Source organism: Klebsiella sp. Ech2A (assembly GCF_030078455.1).
GTDB classification, from domain to species: Bacteria; Pseudomonadota; Gammaproteobacteria; order Enterobacterales; family Enterobacteriaceae; genus Klebsiella; species Klebsiella terrigena.
This window is the reverse complement of record NZ_JAQGFU010000078.1, coordinates 1-21,036: the sequence shown is the minus strand read 5'-3', so window position 1 is coordinate 21,036 and position 21,036 is coordinate 1. Positions and strand designations below refer to the sequence as shown.

Below are 21,036 nucleotides of genomic sequence, written 5' to 3'. Positions count from 1 at the left end.
GTCAGGAAGTGACCACCGAAGGCGGCCTGGACGTGGCCGGCCAGCGCGAAAAAATGCGCGACGCCTGCCAGCGTCTTGCCGATGCCGGCATTCTGGTTTCGCTGTTCATTGATGCCGATTTTGCGCAAATTGAGGCGGCGGCGGAAGTGGGCGCGCCCTATATCGAAATTCATACCGGCTGCTACGCGGATGCCGAAAGCGACGCGCAGCAGGCCAAAGAGCTCGAGCGCATTGCCAAAGCGGCCACCTATGCCGCCAGCCTTGGCCTGAAGGTCAATGCCGGCCACGGTCTGACCTACCACAACGTCAAGGCCATCGCCCGACTGCCGGAAATGCATGAGCTGAATATTGGCCACGCGATTATCGGTCGCGCGGTGATGAGCGGCCTGAAGGAAGCGGTGGCTGAAATGAAGCGCCTGATGCAGGAAGCCCGTCCTTAATGGCTATTCTCGGGCTGGGCACGGATATCGTTGAAATTGCCCGCATTGAAGCGGTGATCGCCCGCAGCGGCGATCGCCTTGCCCGCCGCGTATTAAGCGATAACGAGTGGGCAATCTGGGAGCAGCACCAGCAGCCGGTGCGTTTTCTGGCCAAGCGCTTCGCGGTGAAAGAGGCGGCGGCAAAAGCGCTGGGTACCGGCATTCGCAACGGTTTGGCTTTTAACCAGTTTGAGGTTTATAACGACGAGCTGGGTAAACCGAAGCTGCGCCTGTGGGGCGAAGCCAGGAATCTGGCGGAGCGCCTGGGAGTCAGCGCCGTTCACGTCACGCTGGCCGATGAGCGCCACTACGCCTGCGCAACGGTCATTATCGAAAGCTAGATTTTATCGGCGTGGTGCATCAGCACAAACTTATCCCACAGCTGCTCTTCGTTCTCGAGGTGCGCCGGATCTTTGAGGATCGTATTGGGGATCGGGCACACTTTTTGACAGGTGGGCGTTTCGTAATGACCCACGCATTCCGTGCAGCGATCGCTGTTAATTTCATAAATGCTATCACCCATCGAAATGGCCTCGTTCGGACATTCCGGTTCGCACATATCGCAGTTGATGCATTTTTTGGTAATTAACAGCGCCATCAGGTAATTCTCAGAAACAACACAAACAGGGCGGGCATTATACGCCCATTTTCTGCTCACACCAGCTTTTTCACCAGCGCCTCGCTGTGGCGAATGCGGTCCGGCGCGTGCTCAAGATCCTGCTGTACCAGCGCCATAAACAGCAGATCCGTCAGCATCATCTGCGCGCTGGTCGAGGAGATCGCCGCACTGCGCGTCGCCTGCTCTTCGGCAATGGTGTACAGGCACTGGGAGGCCTGCTGCTGCAGCGCGTTGGGGCTGAAGCCGGTGATCGCCAGGATCCGACAGCCAACGCGCAGGGCTTCCGCCGCCGCCATGTTGATTTCCCGCCGCTCGCCGGAGTAGGAGATGGCGAGCAGCAGATCGTCTGGCGACATCGCCTGGACGGTGGCCAGCAGGGCATGCATATCCTGCTCGGCGACGGCGTTGACGCCAATCTTCATCAGCTTCCAGCTGAAGTTGCGCGCCACCAGGCCCGAGGCGCCGATGCCGGTAATAATGACCCGACGAGCGGTGCGCAGCAGCGCAACGGCCTCCAGCAGCTTCTCTTCGCTGTTCACGTCCAGCGAGGCGTGCATCGCCGCCACGTTATCCTTAATCAGCTTTTCGCCCACCAGACGCAGCGGATCGTCGCCGAGGATCTGGTTATGCACCGGGACCGACTGCGGGTCGGGCGCGCTGGCCAGCGCTTCGCTCAGCGCCAGCTTCAGGGCCGGGAAACCTTTGAAGCCCATCTTTTGGGCGAATTTCACCACGCTCGACTGGCTGACGCCCGCTTCACCCGCCAGCTGCTGCGAGCTGAGGTGCCGGGTCTGGTCCGGCTCGGCGAGGATAAAATCAGCCAGCTTTTTATCGCTTGCCGCCAGCGAGGGATAGCGCTGGCGAATGCGGATTAAACAGTTCATAGGTTTTCCTGAGGACGGCCTTCACCCTCTGCTGAAAGAATTTTGTATTCGATTATAAGAGGATTATGGCGAATTAAAAATTCTGGTGCTGAGATTTCTTCATCAACGACCTTAACCTAAATTCAACGCTCGCAGATGTTTTTAATATTAAGGGTGCAAGGCTGGTAAGCTAGCGGGCAGCCGGAATGACGAAAAGAAGAGGTTGAGTTTGAATAGCGCTATGCGTCGGGTGGTCTTTTTTGATCTTGATGGAACCCTGCACCAGCAGGATATGTTTGGCAGCTTCATACGCTACGTCCTGCGTCATCAGCCCCTGAATCTGCTGCCGGTGATGCTTTTGCTGCCGGTTATCCTCGGCGGGCTGCTGGTCAACGGCAGGGCGGCGCGCTGGCCGATGAGCCTGCTGCTGTGGGCCTCCACCTGCGGACGCAGCGAGGCGAAGCTCAAGCGTCTTGAGGCGAACTTTGTCCGCTGGTTTCGCCAGCACGTGACGGCGTTCCCGGTGGTGCATGCCCGGCTAACGGGCTATTTGACCAGCACCGATGCCGACGTCTGGCTGATCACCGGTTCACCGCAGTCGCTGGTGGAGCAGGTCTATTTTGACACGCCCTGGCTACCGAGAGTGAACCTCATCGCCAGCAGAATGGCGCGCCGCTACGGCGGCTGGGTCCTGACTCTGCGCTGCCTGGGGCATGAAAAAGTGGTGCAGCTGGAGCAACAAATCGGCGCGCCGCTGCGGCTGTATAGCGGCTACAGCGATAGCGAGCAGGATAATCCGCTGCTCTGCTTTTGCCAGCACCGCTGGCGGGTGACGCCACAGGGCGATCTGCATCAGCTAGAGTGATAGTGTCTAATGCGCGGCCGGCATGTATAATGCGCCCCGCTTTTGCACAGGAGTCCCGCTTTGTCTGACCATGAACGCAATGATGAATACTGGATGCGTCACGCTTTGACGCTGGCTAAACGCGCCTGGGAAGAGGGCGAGGTGCCGGTGGGCGCCGTGCTGGTACACAATAACCAGGTCATCGGCGAGGGCTGGAATCGTCCGATCGGCCGTCACGATCCGACCGCGCACGCCGAGATCATGGCCATACGCCAGGGCGGGCTGGTGCTGCAAAACTACCGCCTGATTGACGCCACGCTGTACGTGACCCTCGAGCCGTGCGTGATGTGCGCCGGGGCGATGGTGCATAGCCGCATCTCGCGGCTGGTATTTGGCGCCCGGGATGCGAAGACCGGCGCCGCCGGATCGCTTATCGACGTGCTGCACCATCCGGGGATGAACCATCGGGTTGAGATCGCTGAAGGCGTTCTCGCCGAGTCGTGTTCGGCGATGCTGAGCGATTTTTTCCGCTGGCGGCGAGAAGAGAAAAAGGCGCTGAAAAAGGCGCGTCAGGCGGGCGAGAACTAGTGGCTCAGCCCGGGGATTTTGAACCTGGCGTTATCGACCAGCGCTTCGGTGCGGAATTTGAAAAACGGTAGCGCCTGCTCTTCCTTTTTATCTACCTCATCCGGCATAACCGCCGGATAGTCACCGGCCATCGCCAGCGCCTGCTCGTCCTTGCTCTCCTTCTCGGACAGATAGCCCACCAGGCTAATGTGGTACTTGCGAATGTTTTCGACGTAAGCGTAGGCTTCATGGCCCCGCGCATAGCCGTATTTCAGCCTGCTATAGTAGGATTTTTGGCTGAGCAGCGGCAGGCGCTGCTTCACGTCCGCCCAGCTGTTGGGATTCCCTTGCTGTTTTTTCGTCAGGGCGATGGCGTCTAGAATATGCGCGTAGCCCATATTGTACGCCGCCAGCGCAAACCAGATCCGTTCATCTTTGGGAACCGAATCTGGAACCTTGTTCATCATATCCTGCAGATAGCGCATGCCGCCGTTGACGCTCTGCTCGGCATCGGTGCGGTCGGTTAATCCCAGGCTCTGAGCGGTGTTCCGGGTGAGCATCATCATCCCGCGAACTCCGGTCGGGGAGGTTGCCTGCGGATCCCAGTGCGACTCCTGCCAGGCAATCGCCGCCAGCAGGCGCCAGTCGATCTGGCGGGCGTACTTTTCAAACATCGGCTGCAGGTCCGGCAGGACATTCTCTACCGCCCGCAGGAAGGTGCGCGTATCGACATAATCGAAATCGTTGCCGTGCCCGAGATACTTCTCTTCCAGCCGCGCCAGGGTGCCGTCTTCATTAATGTTGTTGAAGAAATCGAGCATCGCCGCCGAGAGCGAGTTGTCTTCGCCCTTCACGCTAAACCAGGTCACCGGCTGCTCATCGCTGATATCCAGCGCGACCGCCAGCTCAGGATGAACGCGCTGAAACAGGCTGACCGCCACGGAATCGGCGATGGTGTAGCTCAGATCGCCATCGATCACCGCCTGCATTAGCGCCGTGGTGCCGCGCTTTTCATCGACGCGCCAGCTGAGATCGGGGTATTTGCTCTCCTTCAGGCTCTGCAGGTCGTTAATGGCGACGTGGCCCGGGGCGATAGCCAGCTGGTCGGCGTTGAGAGTAGCAAGGGTGCGCGGGCGTGGGCTGCCGACTCGGTAGACCAGCTGCTGCGATACGGAGTAGTAGCTCGGTCCCGGCTGATAGTTCTTCACCCGCTCGGAGTTATAGACCAGCCCGGCGCCGAGCATGTCGGCCTTTCCGCTGTCCAGATCGTCAAACAGCTGGCTGATATTCTGCCGAACGGTGATCTTCAGCTTTACGCCGAGGTAGTCGGCGAACTGCTGCGCCAGCTCGTAATCAAGACCGTAGGTTTTGTCATTGATGGTCGCAAAGGTCATCGGCGAGTTGATGGTGCTGATGCGCAGCTCCCCGCGCGACACAATTCCCGCCACGCGGTTCTCTGGTTTTCCCGACCACGGGATCGACGGCCACAGGGCAGCCGCCAGCAATAAGGTAACAATGCCGATGAGCAGATAATTAATCTTTAGTTTTTTCAGATAGTTAATCTTCTGCAGCTCTGTGTTCCTCAGCAGACTATGACCGGAAAAAGTAAAAGGTTGTCGGTGAATGAGCGGCATTTTGCTTAAGAATGCGCCAGTTGGCAACTTATTCGCGATAGAGGTCACATTTAATGATAAACGCGGCGAATGATTTTATTTCCACGCAAACGGTTTCGTCAGGGCGCAGGATTCACTATAATAGCGCCCGTTTCCCCCCTGGCTCATATTGAAAGCTTCGAAGACGAGAGACTTATGATGGAAATTTTGCGTGGTTCACCTGCACTGTCGGCATTTCGTATCAATAAACTGCTGGCACGTTTCCAGGCGGCCAACATCCCGGTAAGCACAATATATGCAGAGTATGTTCATTTTGCCGACCTGAACGCCCCGCTCGGCGGCGAGGATCGCGAGAGGCTGGCACGACTGCTCAAGTATGGCCCAAGCTTAAGTAGCCATACCCCAACCGGTAAATTACTGCTCGTCACCCCCCGCCCTGGCACCATCTCCCCCTGGTCTTCTAAAGCTACCGATATCGCCCATAACTGCGGCCTGGCACAGGTTGTGCGCCTTGAGCGCGGCGTAGCCTACTACGTTGAAGCCGGCACGCTGAGCGCAGAGCAGTGGGCCGTCGTTGCAGACGAACTGCACGACCGAATGATGGAAAGCGTATTCGACGCGCTGGAAGAGGGCGCGAAGCTGTTCGCTCAGCATCAGCCTAAGCCGGTCACCAGCGTCGATCTGCTGGGCCAGGGCCGTCAGGCGCTGATTGACGCTAACCTCCGTCTGGGGCTGGCGCTGGCGGACGACGAAATCGACTACCTGCAGGATGCTTTCAAAACGTTGGGCCGTAACCCGAACGATATCGAGCTCTATATGTTCGCGCAGGCCAACTCCGAGCACTGCCGCCACAAGATTTTTAACGCCGATTGGGTCATCGACGGCGAACAGCAGCCGAAGTCGCTGTTTAAGATGATCAAAAATACCTTTGAGAAGACCCCGGACTACGTTCTGTCCGCTTACAAAGACAACGCCGCGGTTATGGAAGGTTCCGAGGTCGGGCGCTTCTTCGCCAGCCATCAGGACGGGATTTATGACTACCATCAGGAAGCGGCGCATATCCTGATGAAGGTAGAAACGCACAACCACCCGACGGCAATTTCTCCGTGGCCGGGCGCGGCGACCGGCTCCGGCGGTGAAATTCGCGATGAAGGCGCAACCGGGCGCGGAGCGAAGCCCAAAGCGGGCCTGGTCGGCTTCTCAGTATCGAACCTGCGCATCCCGGGCTTTGAACAGCCGTGGGAAGAAGATTTCGGCAAACCGGACCGCATCGTGACCGCGCTGGATATCATGACCGACGGTCCGCTGGGCGGCGCGGCGTTTAACAACGAATTTGGTCGTCCGGCGCTGAACGGCTACTTCCGCACCTATGAAGAAAAGGTGACCAGCCACAACGGTGAAGAGCTGCGCGGCTATCACAAGCCGATCATGCTGGCTGGCGGTATCGGCAACATTCGCGCCGATCATGTCCAGAAAGGCGAAATTATCGTTGGGGCGAAGCTTATCGTGCTCGGCGGGCCGGCGATGAACATTGGCCTCGGCGGCGGCGCGGCCTCGTCTATGGCATCCGGTCAGTCTGATGCGGACCTCGATTTCGCCTCCGTCCAGCGCGACAACCCGGAAATGGAGCGCCGCTGTCAGGAGGTCATTGACCGCTGCTGGCAGCTGGGTGACGCCAACCCGATTCTGTTTATCCACGACGTCGGCGCGGGCGGCCTTTCGAACGCCATGCCGGAGCTGGTGAGCGACGGCGGCCGCGGCGGTAAATTCCAGCTGCGCGATATCCTCAGCGACGAGCCGGGCATGAGCCCGCTGGAAATCTGGTGTAACGAATCCCAGGAGCGCTACGTGCTGGCGGTAGCGCCGGACCAGCTGCCGCTGTTCGACGAGCTGTGCCGCCGCGAGCGCGCGCCTTACGCCGTGATTGGTGACGCTACCGAAGAGCTGCATCTGAATATGAGCGACAGCCATTTCAACGACCAGCCGATCGATCTGCCGCTGGACGTGCTGCTGGGCAAAACGCCGAAAATGACCCGCGACGTGCAGACCCTGAAGGCCAAAGGCGAAGCGCTGAATCGCCAGGGAATAACCGTTGCCGACGCGGTAAATCGCGTTCTGCACCTGCCGGCGGTGGCGGAAAAAACCTTCCTCGTCACCATCGGCGACCGCACCGTTACCGGCATGGTGGCGCGCGATCAGATGGTTGGCCCATGGCAGATCCCGGTGGCGAACTGCGCGGTTACCACCGCCAGCCTCGATAGTTACTACGGCGAAGCGATGGCCCTTGGCGAACGTTCGCCGGTGGCATTACTCGATTTCGCCGCCTCCGCCCGCCTGGCGGTCGGGGAAGCGCTGACCAACGTGGCGGCAACGCAAATTGGTGCGCTGAATCGCGTGAAGCTTTCGGCAAACTGGATGGCAGCGGCCGGACACCCGGGCGAAGATGCCGGTCTGTACGAAGCGGTGAAAGCGGTTGGCGAAGAGCTGTGTCCGGCTCTGGGCCTGACTATCCCGGTCGGCAAAGATTCTATGTCGATGAAAACCCGCTGGCAGGAAGGCAGCGAGCAGCGCGAGATGACCTCTCCGCTGTCGCTGGTGATCACCGCTTTTGCCCGCGTGGAAGACGTGCGTCGCACCGTGACGCCGCAGCTCTCCACCGAAGACAACGCCCTGCTGCTGATTGATTTAGGCAACGGCCGCAACGCGCTGGGCGCGACCGCGCTGGCGCAGGTTTATCGCCAGCTGGGCGATACCCCGGCGGACGTTCGCGACGTCGCGCAGCTGAAAGGCTTCTGGGACGCAATGCAGGCGCTGGTAGCTGAACGCAAGCTACTGGCATACCACGACCGTTCCGACGGCGGCCTGCTGGTGACGCTGGCCGAGATGGCCTTTACCGGCCACTGCGGCGTGGATGTGGATATCGCCGCGCTGGGCGACGATAGCCTGGCGGCGCTGTTCAACGAAGAGCTCGGGGCGGTTATTCAGGTTCGCGCCGCGGATCGCGAGGCGGTTGAAGCGCTGCTGGCCTCCCACGGTCTGGCGGATTGCACCCACTACCTGGGTCAGGCAACGGCGAGCGATCGCTTCGTCATCACCGCCGACGGCAGCCCGGTATTCAGCGAAAGCCGTTCTACGCTGCGTATGTGGTGGGCAGAAACCACCTGGCAGATGCAGCGTCTGCGCGATAACCCCGAGTGTGCCGATAGCGAGCACGCCGCGAAAAGCAACGACAGCGATCCTGGCCTTAACGTGAAGCTCTCTTTCGATATCAACGAAGATATCGCTGCGCCGTACATTGCGACCGGCGCCCGTCCGAAGGTGGCGGTACTGCGCGAGCAGGGCGTTAACTCGCACGTTGAGATGGCCGCGGCCTTCCATCGCGCGGGCTTTGATGCCGTTGACGTGCACATGAGCGACCTGCTTGCGGGCCGTACCGGCCTTGCCGACTTCCAGGCGCTGGTGGCCTGCGGCGGCTTCTCCTACGGCGACGTGCTGGGGGCGGGCGAAGGCTGGGCGAAATCGATTCTGTTCAACGACCGCGTGCGCGATGAATTTGCGACCTTCTTCCATCGTCCGCAGACCCTCGCGCTGGGCGTGTGTAACGGCTGTCAGATGATGTCCAATCTGCGGGAGCTGATCCCGGGAAGCGACCTGTGGCCACGCTTCGTACGTAACTATTCTGACCGCTTTGAGGCGCGCTTCAGCCTGGTTGAAGTGACGCAAAGCCCGTCTCTGCTGCTGCAGGGGATGGTCGGCTCAATGATGCCTATCGCCGTGTCTCACGGTGAAGGGCAGGTGGAGGTTCGCGACGGCGCGCATCTGGCGCAGCTTGAGAGCAAAGGCCTGGTCGCGCTGCGTTTCGTCGATAACTTCGGTAAAGTGACCGAAAGCTACCCGGCGAACCCGAACGGCTCGCCGAACGGGATTACCGCCGTTACCAGCGAAAGCGGCCGCGCCACCATCATGATGCCGCACCCTGAGCGCGTCTTCCGCAGCGTGGCAAACTCCTGGCACCCGGAAAACTGGGGCGAGGACAGCCCGTGGATGCGTATTTTCCGCAACGCGCGTAAGCAGCTGGGCTAAACCGATCCCTGGCTGATGCTCTAAAAGGCCTCCCGCGAAAGCGGGGGGCCTTTTTGTTTGTGATGGCTATCGCTGCAGGGTGTCGGGATTTACCGACAAACGCCGGGGAGGGGTGTCTCCAAAAGGAGACATTTAACCATTTGATTTTAAAGGTGGTCGCTAAGTCAGTGTTTAAGTGTTGCTAAATGGCGACACTGTGGCTAAAAAACAGGCCTCACCTTCGAGGGTGTAAAATATAGAAAACCATTTATATTTCATTGTGTTAATAAAATATTTTGTAATGTGGCATAGAACGTGCATAATAATATGCAGTGGCTCATTCACCTTCTTATGTCAGCCCCTTCGGGACGCGCTACATAAACTTCGAATGACGCACAACAAGGTGCCTGCCGTCCAACTCCTGATAACAGCTTTGCTTTATCAGCCATCGGGCGAAACGTCGAGTTAGGCACCGCCTTATTTCTTAATAAAGCCAGGCAAATGCCTGGCTTTATTATGTCTGCGGTATGGCAAGACGTCGGCGCGCGGGGATAATGACCCGCGTCGTTGACGGGAAATGCCCCGACCCGTCTCCCTTCGTACGGCAGATCTGCTGATTGCACCTGTTACTCTGCGGCGTCCTCGGTTAGCATCGTCTTAAGCGAATGTTTGAGGCTATATACTTGAAGCGACTCTCCCTTTTCCCCCGATCGTTGCGCCAGCTGGTGACGCTCTCCTTCGTGCTGATCCTGCTACCGCTGCTGGTTCTGGCCTGGCAGGCGTGGCAGAGCCTGAACGCTCTCAGCGCCCAGGCCGCGCACATCAACCGCACCACCCTGGTTGACGCCCGGCGCAGCGAGGCGATGGTTAACGCTTCGCTGGAAATGGAGCGCAGCTACCGCCAGTACTGCGTGCTGGACGATCCGACGCTGGCGAAGGTTTATCAAAATCAGCGCCAGCGCTACAGCGAAATGCTGGACGCGCACGCCGGCGTGCTGCCGGATGAGAAAATTTGGCAGGCCCTGAGCCAGGATTTGAGCGACCTGGCGCAGCTGAGGTGCAAAAACAGCAGCCCCGACGCGAAGTCGGCAGAGAGCCTGGAAGCCTTCGCTACGGCCAACAGCGTGATGGTGCAGGCCACCCGAACGGTTGTCTATTCCCGCGGGCAGCAGCTGCAGCAGGAGATCGCCGAACGTGGGCAGTTCTTCGGCTGGCAGGCGCTGGTGCTGTTTCTGCTGAGCCTGGCGCTGGTGCTGCTGTTTACCCGAATGATCATCGGCCCGGTAAAAGGGATTGAGAAGATGATTAACCGGCTGGGGGAGGGGAAGTCGCTGGATAACGCGGCGCTATTCACCGGGCCACGCGAGCTGCGCTCGGTCGGCGAACGCATCATCTGGCTGAGCGAGCGCCTGGCCTGGCTGGAGTCGCAGCGGCATCAGTTTTTGCGCCATCTCTCCCATGAGCTGAAAACGCCCTTAGCGAGCATGCGCGAAGGTACGGAGCTGCTTGCCGACCGCGTTGCCGGGCCTTTGACCGCCGAGCAGCAGGAGATTGTCGAGATCCTCGACGCCAGCAGCCGCAACCTGCAAAAGCTGATTGAACAGCTGCTTGATTACAACCGTAAACAGGCCGACGGCCCGGTGGCGCGCGAGACCGTTAACCTCGCGGAGCTGGTCGAAAGCGTTGTTTCTGCCCACAGCCTGCCGGCAAGAGCTAAACTGATGCGCACGGATCTCAGCCTGGAGGCCCGATTCTGCCAGGCGGAGCCGGCTTTGCTGGCGAGCGTGCTGGATAATCTCTACTCCAATGCGGTGCACTATGGTGCTGAATCCGGTAACATTCATATTCATAGCTACCGGCACGGCGAGCAGGTGCGCATCGACGTAAGCAACAGCGGCGAGCCGATACCGCCAGTGGAAAGAAAAATGATTTTTGAGCCCTTTTATCAGGGAAGTCACCAGCGTAAAGGGGCGGTAAAAGGCAGCGGCCTCGGGCTAAGCATTGCGCGGGACTGCGTTCGACAAATGCAGGGCGAGCTAAGCCTGGTCGACGATCTACCCGGGCTTATCTGTTTTCGCATCACGCTTCCCGCCGCCGAGCCGGGAAAAATCAACACATGAATCAACAATGGGTGACTATGTCCCACTTTTTCGCATGGGTTCGTCCCGTCAGGGTCTGGCTGCTGACCGGCATCTCCTGCCTGGCGCTGGCCGGATGTTCCACGGCTTTATCACCGCACACGGCAGGCGACAAAGCGCAGCCCGAGCTGCCGCAGCACCAGGTGGCGGATTTCCTCTCGGTTGAGTGCGCGGATATCTGGTCCCTTAGCGGGGATATCAGCGACAAAAATCCGCTCTACTGGCTGCGCGGAATTGACTGCGCCGATCGCCTTTCTCCGGCGCAGGCGCGGGCGGAAGCCCGGCAGCACGATGACGACCGCTGGCAGGATGCGTTTAAGCGCGGCATTTTGCTGGCCGACGCCAAAATTACCCCCGACGAGCGGCGCGAGCTGGTTTCTCGCCTGGACACCTTCAGCTCGCAAATAGCCGTGCAGGTGCGCCCGCTTTACCAGCTCTGGCGCGACGGGCAGAGCCGACAGCTGCAGCTGGTGGACGAACGCTCCCGCTACGCGAAGCTACAGCAGACCAGCGATGCCGAACTTGACGCGCTGCGCCAGCAGGAGCAGCAGCTGCGCGGCGAGCTGGAGCTCACCACGCGTAAGCTGGAAAACCTCACCGATATCGAGCGCCAGCTCTCCACCCGCAAGCCGGGCGGAAATTTTAATTCTGACGTCGGGCACGGCGGCGAAAAAATCCCGGAGGCCACGCATGACGAGCCGTAAACCCGCGCGCCTGCTGCTGGTGGACGACGATCCAGGGCTGCTGAAGCTGCTGGGAATGCGTCTTGTCAGCGAAGGATACAGCGTGACCACTGCCGAAAGCGGCCCGGAGGCGCTGCGCGTGCTGGGGCGCGATAAGGTCGACCTGGTGGTCAGCGATTTGCGCATGGATGAAATGGACGGCCTGCAGCTGTTTGCCGAAATCCAGAAGGTGCAGCCGGGAATGCCGGTGATCATTCTCACCGCCCACGGTTCGATTCCCGAGGCGGTGGCCGCGACCCAGCAGGGAGTGTTCAGCTTCCTGACCAAGCCGGTGGACAAAGACGCGCTGTACAAAGCCATTGATGACGCGCTGGAGCACAGCGCGCCGACGACGGATGAGCGCTGGCGTCAGGCGATTGTGACCCGTAGCCCGCTGATGCAGCGCCTGCTGGAGCAGGCGGGCATGGTGGCACAGTCGGACGTCAGCGTGCTGATTAACGGCCAGAGCGGCACCGGCAAAGAGATTGTCGCCCAGGCGATCCATAACGCCAGCCCGCGCCATGCGAAGCCCTTTGTCGCCATTAACTGCGGCGCCCTGCCGGAGCAGCTGCTGGAGTCTGAGCTGTTTGGCCACGCCCGCGGCGCCTTTACCGGCGCGGTCAGCAATCGGGAAGGGCTGTTCCAGGCCGCCGAAGGGGGCACGCTGTTCCTCGATGAGATCGGCGATATGCCGGTGGCCCTGCAGGTAAAACTGCTGCGCGTCCTGCAGGAGCGCAAGGTTCGCCCGCTGGGCAGCAACCGCGACATCGACATCGACGTGCGCATCGTCTCCGCCACCCACCGCGATCTGCCTAAGGCGATGGCCCGCGGCGAGTTCCGCGAAGATCTGTTCTATCGTCTGAACGTGGTGAACCTCAAGATCCCGCCTCTCGCCGATCGCACCGAGGATATTCCGCTTCTTGCCAACCATCTGCTGCGGCAGTCGGCCGACCGGCATAAGCCGTTTGTTCGCGCCTTCTCGACCGACGCGATGAAGCGGCTGATGGCTGCCAAATGGCCGGGCAACGTGCGTCAGCTGGTGAACGTGATTGAGCAGTGTGTGGCGCTGACCTCCTCGCCGGTGATCAGCGATGCGCTGGTGGAGCAGGCGCTGGAAGGCGAAAATACCGCGCTGCCGACCTTCGTTGAGGCGCGCAATCAGTTTGAGCTGAACTACCTGCGCAAGCTGCTGCAAATTACCAAAGGCAACGTGACGCACGCGGCCAGAATGGCCGGGCGCAACCGCACCGAATTTTACAAACTGCTGTCGCGCCACGAGCTCGACGCCAACGACTTTAAAGAGTAGCTCCGCGCCATAGCGCAAGTTATGATACGGTAAGCAACCGGTTACGCGACTAAGGGCCTATCCCAGTAGGCGTTATTGTCGCAGGCAGTTTGAGCACTGCCCAGGTTCAAAATGGCAAGTAAAATAGCCTTAGTGGGATAGGCTCTAAGACAGGAAAACCATGAAAAAGATTGATGCGATTATTAAACCATTCAAGCTGGATGACGTGCGTGAAGCGCTGGCGGAAGTCGGCATCACCGGGATGACGGTAACGGAAGTGAAGGGCTTTGGCCGTCAGAAGGGCCATACCGAGCTGTACCGCGGTGCGGAGTATATGGTGGATTTTCTGCCAAAAGTGAAAATCGAAATCGTGGTCACGGATGATATCGTCGATACCTGCGTCGATACCATTATCCGCACGGCGCAGACCGGTAAAATCGGCGATGGCAAAATCTTTGTCTTTGACGTGGCGCGCGTGATCCGTATCCGTACCGGCGAAGAAGACGACGAAGCGATTTAAGTTTTAACCCTCTCCCCGGCGGGGAGAGGGTTATCAGTTACAGCACCTTGTGCGGGCCGAAGCATTCGTAATGAATGCGCTCGCTATTGACCCCAAGCGCTACCAGCTGCTTCGCCGCATGCTGCATAAAGGCCGCCGGGCCGCAGAGGTAGAACTGCATCAGCGGGTCGCGCAGACTCTCGGCCTGAGCGGTCAAATCCATCAAACCTTCGCTATTAAAACGCGCCGCCTGACGGTCCTCTTCGCCTGGGCTGCGATACCAGACGTGAGACGCAAACTTAGGCAGGGCCGCGCCCAGCGCGCTGACCTCATCGGCAAAGGCGTGAACCTCGCCGTTTTCCGCCGCGTGGAACCAGTTAACCTGCGCCGGATGGCGCGCTTTTGCCAGCGAATCCAGCATTGCCAGCATTGGCGTCTGGCCGACGCCGCCGGAGAGCAGCGTTACCGGGGTTTCGGCATCAACGGTAAGGAAGAAGTCGCCCGCCGGCGCCGCCAGGTGGACAACGTCCCCTTCGCTTGACGCATTGTGCAGCCAGTTCGATACCTGGCCGCCGCTCTCGCGCTTCACGGCGATACGATAGCCTTTGCCATCCGCCTTACGCGTCAGGGAGTACTGGCGAATCTCCTGATATTCAAACCCTTCTGGCTTCAGCCAGACGGCCAGGTACTGGCCCGGCTGATAGTCGGCAACCGGCTGGCCGTCCACCGGCTCCATTTCGAAGCTGGTGATCAGCGCGCTGCGCGGGGTTTTCTTCACGATGCGGAAGGCGCGGGTTCCTTCCCAGCCGCCGGTCTTGCTGGCGCTATCCTGATAGATTTCGGCTTCGCGATTGATAAAGACGTTAGCCAGCACGCCGTAGGCTTTGCCCCACGCATCAAGGACTTCCTGGCCCGGGCTGAACATTTCATCCAGCGTCGCCAGCAGGTGGCCGCCGACGATATTGTACTGCTCCGGACGGATCTGGAAGCTGGTATGCTTCTGCGCGATTTTCTCTACCGCCGGCAGCAGGGCCGCCAGGTTATCGATATTGCTCGCGTAAGCAGCAATAGCGTTAAACAGCGCTTCACGCTGATCGCCGTTGCGCTGGTTGCTCATATTGAAGATTTCTTTGAGTTCGGGGTTATGAGCAAACATGCGATCGTAGAAGTGGGCGGTCAGCTTAGGACCCGTTTCGACCAGCAGGGGAATGGTGGCTTTGACCGTAGCGATGGTTTGAGCGTCGAGCATAGCAGCTTCCTTTAGTGTTATCTTAATGATGCATTTTAAATGCATCTTATATAAATAACCCTGCAATGTAAATGGTTCTTTAACACTCCGCATTAAAACAGTTACAAAGTGAAGAATTTGCATCACAAACCTGAAAAGAAATCCGTTGATAATCGTAGAGGCGTTATTGCTCAAAGCCTTGTGTCATGCGGAGCCAAACGTTTGCGTAAAATCGTTTGTCAAGACCTGTTATCACCGAACGATTCAGTTATACTGTGGGCCGTCGCCCAAAAAGGCCCCCATTTAGAGCTGTAATTTATTGTTAGCTGAGCAGGAGATGCGGATGTTAAAGCGTGAAATGAACATTGCCGATTATGATGCCGAACTGTGGCAGGCTATGGAGCAGGAAAAAGTACGTCAGGAAGAGCACATCGAACTGATCGCCTCCGAGAACTACACCAGCCCGCGCGTGATGCAGGCTCAGGGTTCTCAGCTGACCAACAAATATGCCGAAGGCTATCCGGGCAAGCGCTACTACGGCGGCTGCGAATACGTGGATGTCGTCGAGCAGCTGGCTATCGATCGCGCAAAAGAGCTGTTTGGCGCCGACTACGCCAACGTGCAGCCGCACTCCGGTTCTCAGGCTAACTTCGCGGTTTACACCGCTCTGCTGCAGCCGGGCGATACCGTTCTCGGTATGAACCTCGCGCAGGGCGGCCACCTGACTCACGGCTCCCCGGTTAACTTCTCCGGCAAGCTCTACAACATCATCCCTTACGGTATTGATGAGTCCGGTAAAATTGACTACGAAGACATGGCGAAGCAGGCGCAGACCCACAAGCCGAAGATGATCATCGGCGGCTTCTCTGCCTATTCCGGCGTCGTTGACTGGGCAAAAATGCGTGAAATCGCCGACAGCATCGGCGCTTACCTGTTCGTTGATATGGCCCACGTGGCCGGCCTGATCGCCGCTGACGTCTATCCGAACCCGGTTCCGCACGCTCACGTTGTGACCACCACGACCCATAAAACCCTGGCGGGTCCGCGCGGCGGCCTGATCCTGGCGAAAGGCGGTAGCGAAGAGCTGTACAAAAAGCTGAACTCTGCCGTCTTCCCAAGCGCCCAGGGCGGCCCGCTGATGCACGTTATCGCTGCAAAAGCCGTGGCGCTGAAAGAAGCGATGGAGCCTGAGTTCAAGGTCTACCAGCAGCAGGTCGCTAAGAATGCTAAAGCGATGGTGGAAGTGTTCCTGAACCGCGGCTACAAAGTGGTCTCCGGCGGGACTGAAAACCACCTGTTCCTGCTGGATCTGGTTGATAAGAACCTGACCGGTAAAGAAGCTGACGCCGCCCTGGGCCGCGCCAACATCACCGTGAACAAAAACAGCGTGCCGAACGATCCGAAGAGCCCGTTCGTGACTTCCGGTATCCGTATCGGTTCTCCGGCCGTGACTCGCCGCGGCTTCAAAGAAGCGGAAGTGAAAGAGCTGGCCGGCTGGATGTGTGACATTCTGGACAATATCAATGACGAAGCGGTAACCGAGCGCGTTAAAGGTAAAGTTCTGGATATCTGCGCCCGCTTCCCGGTTTACGCATAACGCTTAGCTGTTGAAAGCGAATAAAAGGCCGCAAATGCGGCCTTTTTTACGTCCGTTGCCCGATGATTAACGGCGGTCGAGGGAGATGGCGCCCGGGCCGACTATCGCCAGCAGCAAGAAGGCGCCGGCAATGCTGACGTTTTTATAGAAGTTAATCATATTCGGCATTACCGCATCGCCGGACATATCCCAGTAGTGGTGGCCAATAACCGCCGTACCCAGCGTATAAAAAATAAAAATAACCGCCAGCGGACGGGTGAAGAAGCCGAGAATAATCAGGATCGCCGCCGGAACCTCCATCACGATAGCGATAATGGCCGCCAGCGTCGGCAGCGGCGCGCCGGATGACGCCATATACTGCACGGTGCCGCTAAACCCCATAAGCTTGGGGTAGCCAAAGATGATAAACAGCAGCACGACGGCAATTCGTGCAATCAGCAGCAGTACGTGGCGCGAGGAACCAAAATCAAAATAGCGCAATGCGTTCATAACCAGCACCTTATGAAAGACGTGTTCTTTAAACGTAATACACAATTTTCCTCCCCGCCACGCATTGAGACCGGTGCCTAAATTTTCTCCAGCGCCTCCTCCACGTACAGATAGCCAATGCCCAGCAGCTGCTGCGGGCGGGTGAGCCGACCGAAGCTAATTTGGGTAGCGTGCGCGCGCGGAGCGTCGCCGTGGTCGAAGGGGTTGAAGCTGGTTTGTTTAACAATGGTGTTGAGCCACTGCTCGCCAAAAGCGCAGCTGCGGCCATAGAGCCATATCTGATTAATATTGAGCAGATTGAGGAAGTTATACAGGCTCAGGCCAATGGCGTTGGCGGAGCGTTCAACCCAGGCGCGGATATGCACATCGCCCCGTTCCCAGGCCGCAATAAGCGACTCGGTGGTGAGTTTTTCGGGGGAGGGCTGCGACTCCGGCTGGGTTTTTAGCCACATCCGAGCCTGCTTTTTCAGCGCGCTGAGCGAGGCGATGGTTTCCAGACAGCCATAGCGTCCGCAGTCGCAGGCCGTGCCGTCAGGATTGACGATCGTATGGCCAATCTGGCCGCTGCCGTAGAGGCTTCCGCGGTAGATCTGATCGTTAATAACAAACGATGAACCAATACCGTAATCGACGTTGATCACGCAAAAATCCTGCGGCGCGGCGCTGTTCTGCCATTTTTCGGCCAGCGCCAGCATCGCGCAGTCATTATCGACCCTGACCTGAACGCCGAGCTCTTCCTCAAGTAAATATTTGAGTTCGACAGGCGTTTTCCAGCGCGCCTGCGGCATGGTTTGCGAAACGCCGGTTACCGGATCTACCTGCCCGTGAACACCCAGCGCGACGTTGATTTTATGCTGCGGATAGCGGCGGTGGACGCGGCGCCAGCAGTCGATAATCGCCGCCAGCAAAGCCTGAGGCGTCGGGGCATTGATACGAATATGCTGGTGCGCGTCGACGGCCAGCAGGCGAGCGTCGGCGAGCTGGTACTCAATGCTGGTGGGGGTGATATTCATACACAGCGTCCAGGCGCCGTGCAGCGGGATCTGAAAGCTACCGCTATTGACGCCCCGATTGCTCATTTTTTCTGCAGAGTGGCTGATGAGACCTTCGCTGAGCAGCTCGTCGAGTATGTTGCTCACCGCCGGAATGGAAAGCCCGCTGAGCTGAGCGAGCTGCGATTTGCTGAGCTGCTTTTCTCGCCACAAACAGGCCAGAAAGATTGATTTGTTGGCCTGCCTGACCCGAACGTTGTTGAACCCGGTTAGCTGCATACACTTAACTCCCTTAACTATATTGCGTGAGCATTGCGCATTTTAACCGCTAATCAAGATTATAAACTCGCCTCCATCAGGTTTTTACTTAATTACTTTTAGTGGAGAGCGCTATGCACGGTTCGGTTAAGGTCTGGCAGGAAACGATTACACTCCCGACGTGGACGACGGGTGCGGAGGATCCTAACCCGATGTTCCTCGAAAAGCGGGTCTATCAGGGTTCCTCCGGCAGCGTGTACCCCTACGGCGTGGTTGATACCTTAACCGGCGAGCGGGAGATGCGCGACTATCGGGCGGTGTGGATGGAGAATGATTTCATTCGCGTCATGCTGCTGCCGGAGCTCGGCGGCCGCATCCATCGCGCCTACGATAAAGTTAAGCAGCGTGATTTCGTCTACTACAACGAAGTGGTGAAACCGGCGCTGGTCGGCCTGCTCGGGCCGTGGATATCCGGCGGGATCGAGTTTAACTGGCCACAGCACCATCGTCCGACAACCTTTATGCCCGTCGATTTTACCATCCAGCAGGGGGAGGGCGGCGTGCAAACCGTATGGATGGGTGAAGCCGAGCCCATGCGCGGGCTGCAGGTCATGGCCGGTTTTACCCTTTACCCCGACCGGGCGCTGATTGAAATTACCGGCAAGGTCTTTAACGGCAACGCCACGCCGCGCCACTTCTTATGGTGGGCCAACCCGGCGGTGAAGGGCGGAGATGCCCACCAGAGCGTGTTCCCACCTGACGTTACCGCCGTGTTCGATCACGGCAAGCGCGACGTTTCTGCCTTCCCCATCGCCACCGGCACCTACTATAAAGTGGACTACAGCGCGGGCGTGGATATCTCCCGCTATAAGAATGTCCCGGTGCCGACCTCCTATATGGCAGAGAAATCAGCATATGATTTTGTCGGTGCCTACCATCACGACGAACGAGGCGGACTGCTGCACGTCGCCGATCACCATATCTCGCCGGGTAAAAAGCAGTGGAGCTGGGGCTATGGTGATTTCGGCCAGGCCTGGGATCGCAATCTGACCGACGCTAATGGTCCCTATATTGAGCTGATGACCGGCGTCTTTACCGATAATCAACCCGATTTCACCTGGCTTGCGCCCTATGAAGAGAAAGTTTTTGTCCAAAACTTCCTGCCGTATAGCGAGCTGGGAATGGTGCAAAATGCGAATACCCGCCTGGCGCTAAAGCTGGTTCGTGAAGACGAACGGCTGCGGCTGGGAGTCTATGCGATTGCGCCGCTGGAAAATATCGTGCTGGAGCTGAGCGCGGATAATCAGCCGCTCTATGAAACCCAGCTAACCCTGCAGCCGGGTGAAAGCTGGCAGCACGCGCTACCCGAGAACGGCGCTTCGCGCTTGACCCTGCGGGCGAAAAGCGCCGAGGGCGAGCCGCTGCTGCATTATCAGGAGCATCTCGCCCAGCAGACCCCGTTACCGGAGCCGGCAACCGCGCCGGCGCTGCCGGACGAGATCGACAATGGCGATGAGCTCTATTTCATTGGCCAGCATCTTGAGCAGTATAATCACGCCAGCCGCTACGCCGGAGACTACTACCGTCGGGCTATTGCGATTGATCCCGAGGATTACCGAAATAACGTCGCCCTTGGCACCCTGGCGCTCAACGGCGCCGACTGGCCGCTGGCGGAGCAGTGCGCCCGCGCCGCGCTGCGGCGCGCCCATCGGCTGAATAAAAATCCGCGCGACGGCGAGGCCAGCATGCTTCTCGCCAGCGCCCTAGAAAGGCAGGGGGATGAAGCCAGCGCCTGGGATAGCTATTACAAAGCCTCATGGAGCGGCGGCAGCCGTGATGCGGCCTACTGGTCGCTGGCCCGGCTGGCGATGAAGCGCGGCGAGGTTGCCGATGCGCTGGAAAAAGTCGACATCAGCCTGCAATTCAATGCCACCAACCACCTCGCGATGGGCCTGAAGGCGCTGGCGCTGGCGAAACTAGGGCGCGGCGATGAGGCGCAGGATTATATCGACCGATGCCTCGGGCAGTATCCGCTGAGCTACCCGCTGCACTGCGTGCGCTGGATGATTGGCCAGGATCACGAATCCCGGGAAAACCTGCTGCGCGTCACCGGCCGCAGAGGCGCCAATGCCAGCCTGCTGGCGGGATGGCTGCTCTCTATCGGACAGCCGTCGTCTGCACAGGCGCTGCTGGCGCTACTGGATTCTCAGGAGGCGCTGCCGATGCTGTGGCGCGCCGCGCTATGCGAAGACGCCGACGAGCGCCAGCAGTTCATCGCCTCGGCGCAGCGCTGTCACGCCCTGCGGGTTCGCTTCCCCAACACCCTGGATGAAGTCTGGATGCTGCAACGGCTGGAAGAGAGCGCGTTTGCCCGCTATCTGCTGGGCTGCTTCTGGTATAGCAAGCGCCGCTACGAGGATGCCGTAAGCTGCTGGCGTGACGTGCTGGCAAAAGACCCAGACTACGCGCCGGCCCATCGCCTGCTTGGCGTTTATGCCTGGAATAAACGTCAGGATCTGCCGCAGGCGCTGGCCGGCCTGCAGCGGGCGGTGGAAATCGAACCGCAGAACGCGCGCTTCCGCTTCGAGCTCGACTACCTCAACAAGCTGACCGGTGCTCCCGTCAGCGAGCGATTGAGCCATCTGGAAGCGCATCGCGCCGTGGTGCTGAAGCGGGACGATCTCACCGCCGAGTTGCTCAGCCTGTGGAATAGCAGCGGGCGCTATGCCGAGGCCGCAGATATTCTCCGTACGCGAAAATTCCATCCCTGGGAGGGCGGGG

General features: G+C 59.0%; 17 protein-coding genes. 11 read left to right on the top strand and 6 right to left on the bottom strand.

Going from position 1 to position 21,036, the window contains the following annotated elements:
* Together PFH44_RS15145 and acpS are read left to right on the top strand one after the other, a co-directional pair.
* On the top strand, positions 1-440 hold a 440-nt coding region (locus PFH44_RS15145; protein ID WP_283825403.1), incomplete at its 5' end, for a pyridoxine 5'-phosphate synthase.
* Entirely contained in the window at positions 440-820 is a 381-nt protein-coding gene (gene acpS, locus PFH44_RS15140; RefSeq protein WP_045856381.1) for a holo-ACP synthase, read from the top strand. The genes PFH44_RS15145 and acpS, both read left to right, overlap by 1 nt.
* On the opposite strand, the gene PFH44_RS15135 is transcribed toward acpS, so the two are convergent.
* On the bottom strand, positions 817-1,077 hold the full coding sequence (locus PFH44_RS15135) for a YfhL family 4Fe-4S dicluster ferredoxin (RefSeq protein WP_045856379.1): 261 nt from the start codon (positions 1,075-1,077) through the stop codon (positions 817-819). The genes acpS and PFH44_RS15135 overlap by 4 nt on opposite strands.
* Positions 1,078-1,133: 56 nt before the next feature.
* Positions 1,134-1,982 (bottom strand): MurR/RpiR family transcriptional regulator, encoded by an 849-nt coding sequence (locus PFH44_RS15130; protein WP_045856377.1) that lies wholly within the window; start codon positions 1,980-1,982, stop codon positions 1,134-1,136.
* Positions 1,983-2,202: 220 nt separating this feature from the next.
* Between PFH44_RS15130 and yfhb the strand changes: the two genes are divergently transcribed.
* Positions 2,203-2,826: a phosphatidylglycerophosphatase C gene (gene yfhb / locus PFH44_RS15125; RefSeq protein WP_283825405.1), complete on the top strand. Its 624-nt coding sequence runs from the start codon at positions 2,203-2,205 to the stop codon at positions 2,824-2,826.
* Positions 2,827-2,886: 60 nt separating this feature from the next.
* The gene (gene tadA / locus PFH44_RS15120) at positions 2,887-3,393 is read left to right on the top strand and encodes a tRNA adenosine(34) deaminase TadA (protein ID WP_045856373.1); all 507 of its coding nucleotides are present in this window, start codon (positions 2,887-2,889) and stop codon (positions 3,391-3,393) included.
* On the opposite strand, the gene mltF is transcribed toward tadA, so the two are convergent.
* On the bottom strand, positions 3,390-5,006 hold the full coding sequence (gene mltF, locus PFH44_RS15115) for a membrane-bound lytic murein transglycosylase MltF (protein WP_283825402.1): 1,617 nt from the start codon (positions 5,004-5,006) through the stop codon (positions 3,390-3,392). The two genes, tadA and mltF, sit on opposite strands and share 4 nt — an antisense overlap.
* A gap of 174 nt (positions 5,007-5,180) precedes the next feature.
* Between mltF and purL the strand changes: the two genes are divergently transcribed.
* The 5 genes from purL (at position 5,181) to glnB (ending at position 13,712) form a co-directional block, all read left to right on the top strand.
* Positions 5,181-9,068: a phosphoribosylformylglycinamidine synthase gene (purL, locus tag PFH44_RS15110; protein WP_283825401.1), complete on the top strand. Its 3,888-nt coding sequence runs from the start codon at positions 5,181-5,183 to the stop codon at positions 9,066-9,068.
* Between the two features lie 662 nt (positions 9,069-9,730).
* A complete protein-coding gene (locus tag PFH44_RS15105) occupies positions 9,731-11,167 on the top strand; it encodes a sensor histidine kinase (RefSeq protein ID WP_123710371.1) in 1,437 nt (478 codons plus the stop codon).
* A 17-nt stretch (positions 11,168-11,184) separates the two neighbouring features.
* Entirely contained in the window at positions 11,185-11,889 is a 705-nt protein-coding gene (qseG, locus tag PFH44_RS15100; RefSeq protein ID WP_283825404.1) for a two-component system QseEF-associated lipoprotein QseG, read from the top strand.
* A complete protein-coding gene (gene glrR / locus PFH44_RS15095; RefSeq protein WP_045856364.1) occupies positions 11,876-13,213 on the top strand; it encodes a two-component system response regulator GlrR in 1,338 nt (445 codons plus the stop codon). Before qseG ends, glrR begins: the two co-directional genes overlap by 14 nt.
* A 160-nt stretch (positions 13,214-13,373) precedes the next feature.
* Positions 13,374-13,712, top strand: a complete 339-nt coding sequence (glnB, locus tag PFH44_RS15090) for a nitrogen regulatory protein P-II (protein ID WP_041146740.1) — start codon at positions 13,374-13,376, stop codon at positions 13,710-13,712.
* Between the two features lie 37 nt (positions 13,713-13,749).
* Here glnB and hmpA read toward each other — a convergent pair whose 3' ends face one another.
* Positions 13,750-14,940, bottom strand: a complete 1,191-nt coding sequence (gene hmpA / locus PFH44_RS15085) for an NO-inducible flavohemoprotein (RefSeq protein WP_283825400.1) — start codon at positions 14,938-14,940, stop codon at positions 13,750-13,752.
* 322 nt (positions 14,941-15,262) lie between these two features.
* Here hmpA and glyA point away from each other — a divergent pair, with 322 nt between their 5' ends.
* A complete protein-coding gene (glyA, locus tag PFH44_RS15080; protein ID WP_045856360.1) occupies positions 15,263-16,516 on the top strand; it encodes a serine hydroxymethyltransferase in 1,254 nt (417 codons plus the stop codon).
* A 66-nt stretch (positions 16,517-16,582) separates the two neighbouring features.
* On the opposite strand, the gene PFH44_RS15075 is transcribed toward glyA, so the two are convergent.
* Entirely contained in the window at positions 16,583-17,050 is a 468-nt protein-coding gene (locus tag PFH44_RS15075; protein WP_132514333.1) for a DoxX family protein, read from the bottom strand.
* Between the two features lie 32 nt (positions 17,051-17,082).
* Complete coding sequence (locus tag PFH44_RS15070; RefSeq protein WP_283825399.1) at positions 17,083-18,276, bottom strand: ROK family transcriptional regulator; 1,194 nt, start codon at positions 18,274-18,276, stop codon at positions 17,083-17,085.
* A gap of 113 nt (positions 18,277-18,389) precedes the next feature.
* Between PFH44_RS15070 and PFH44_RS15065 the strand changes: the two genes are divergently transcribed.
* Positions 18,390-21,036, top strand: a 2,647-nt coding sequence (locus PFH44_RS15065) for a tetratricopeptide repeat protein (protein ID WP_283825398.1), incomplete at its 3' end; no start/stop codon positions are given.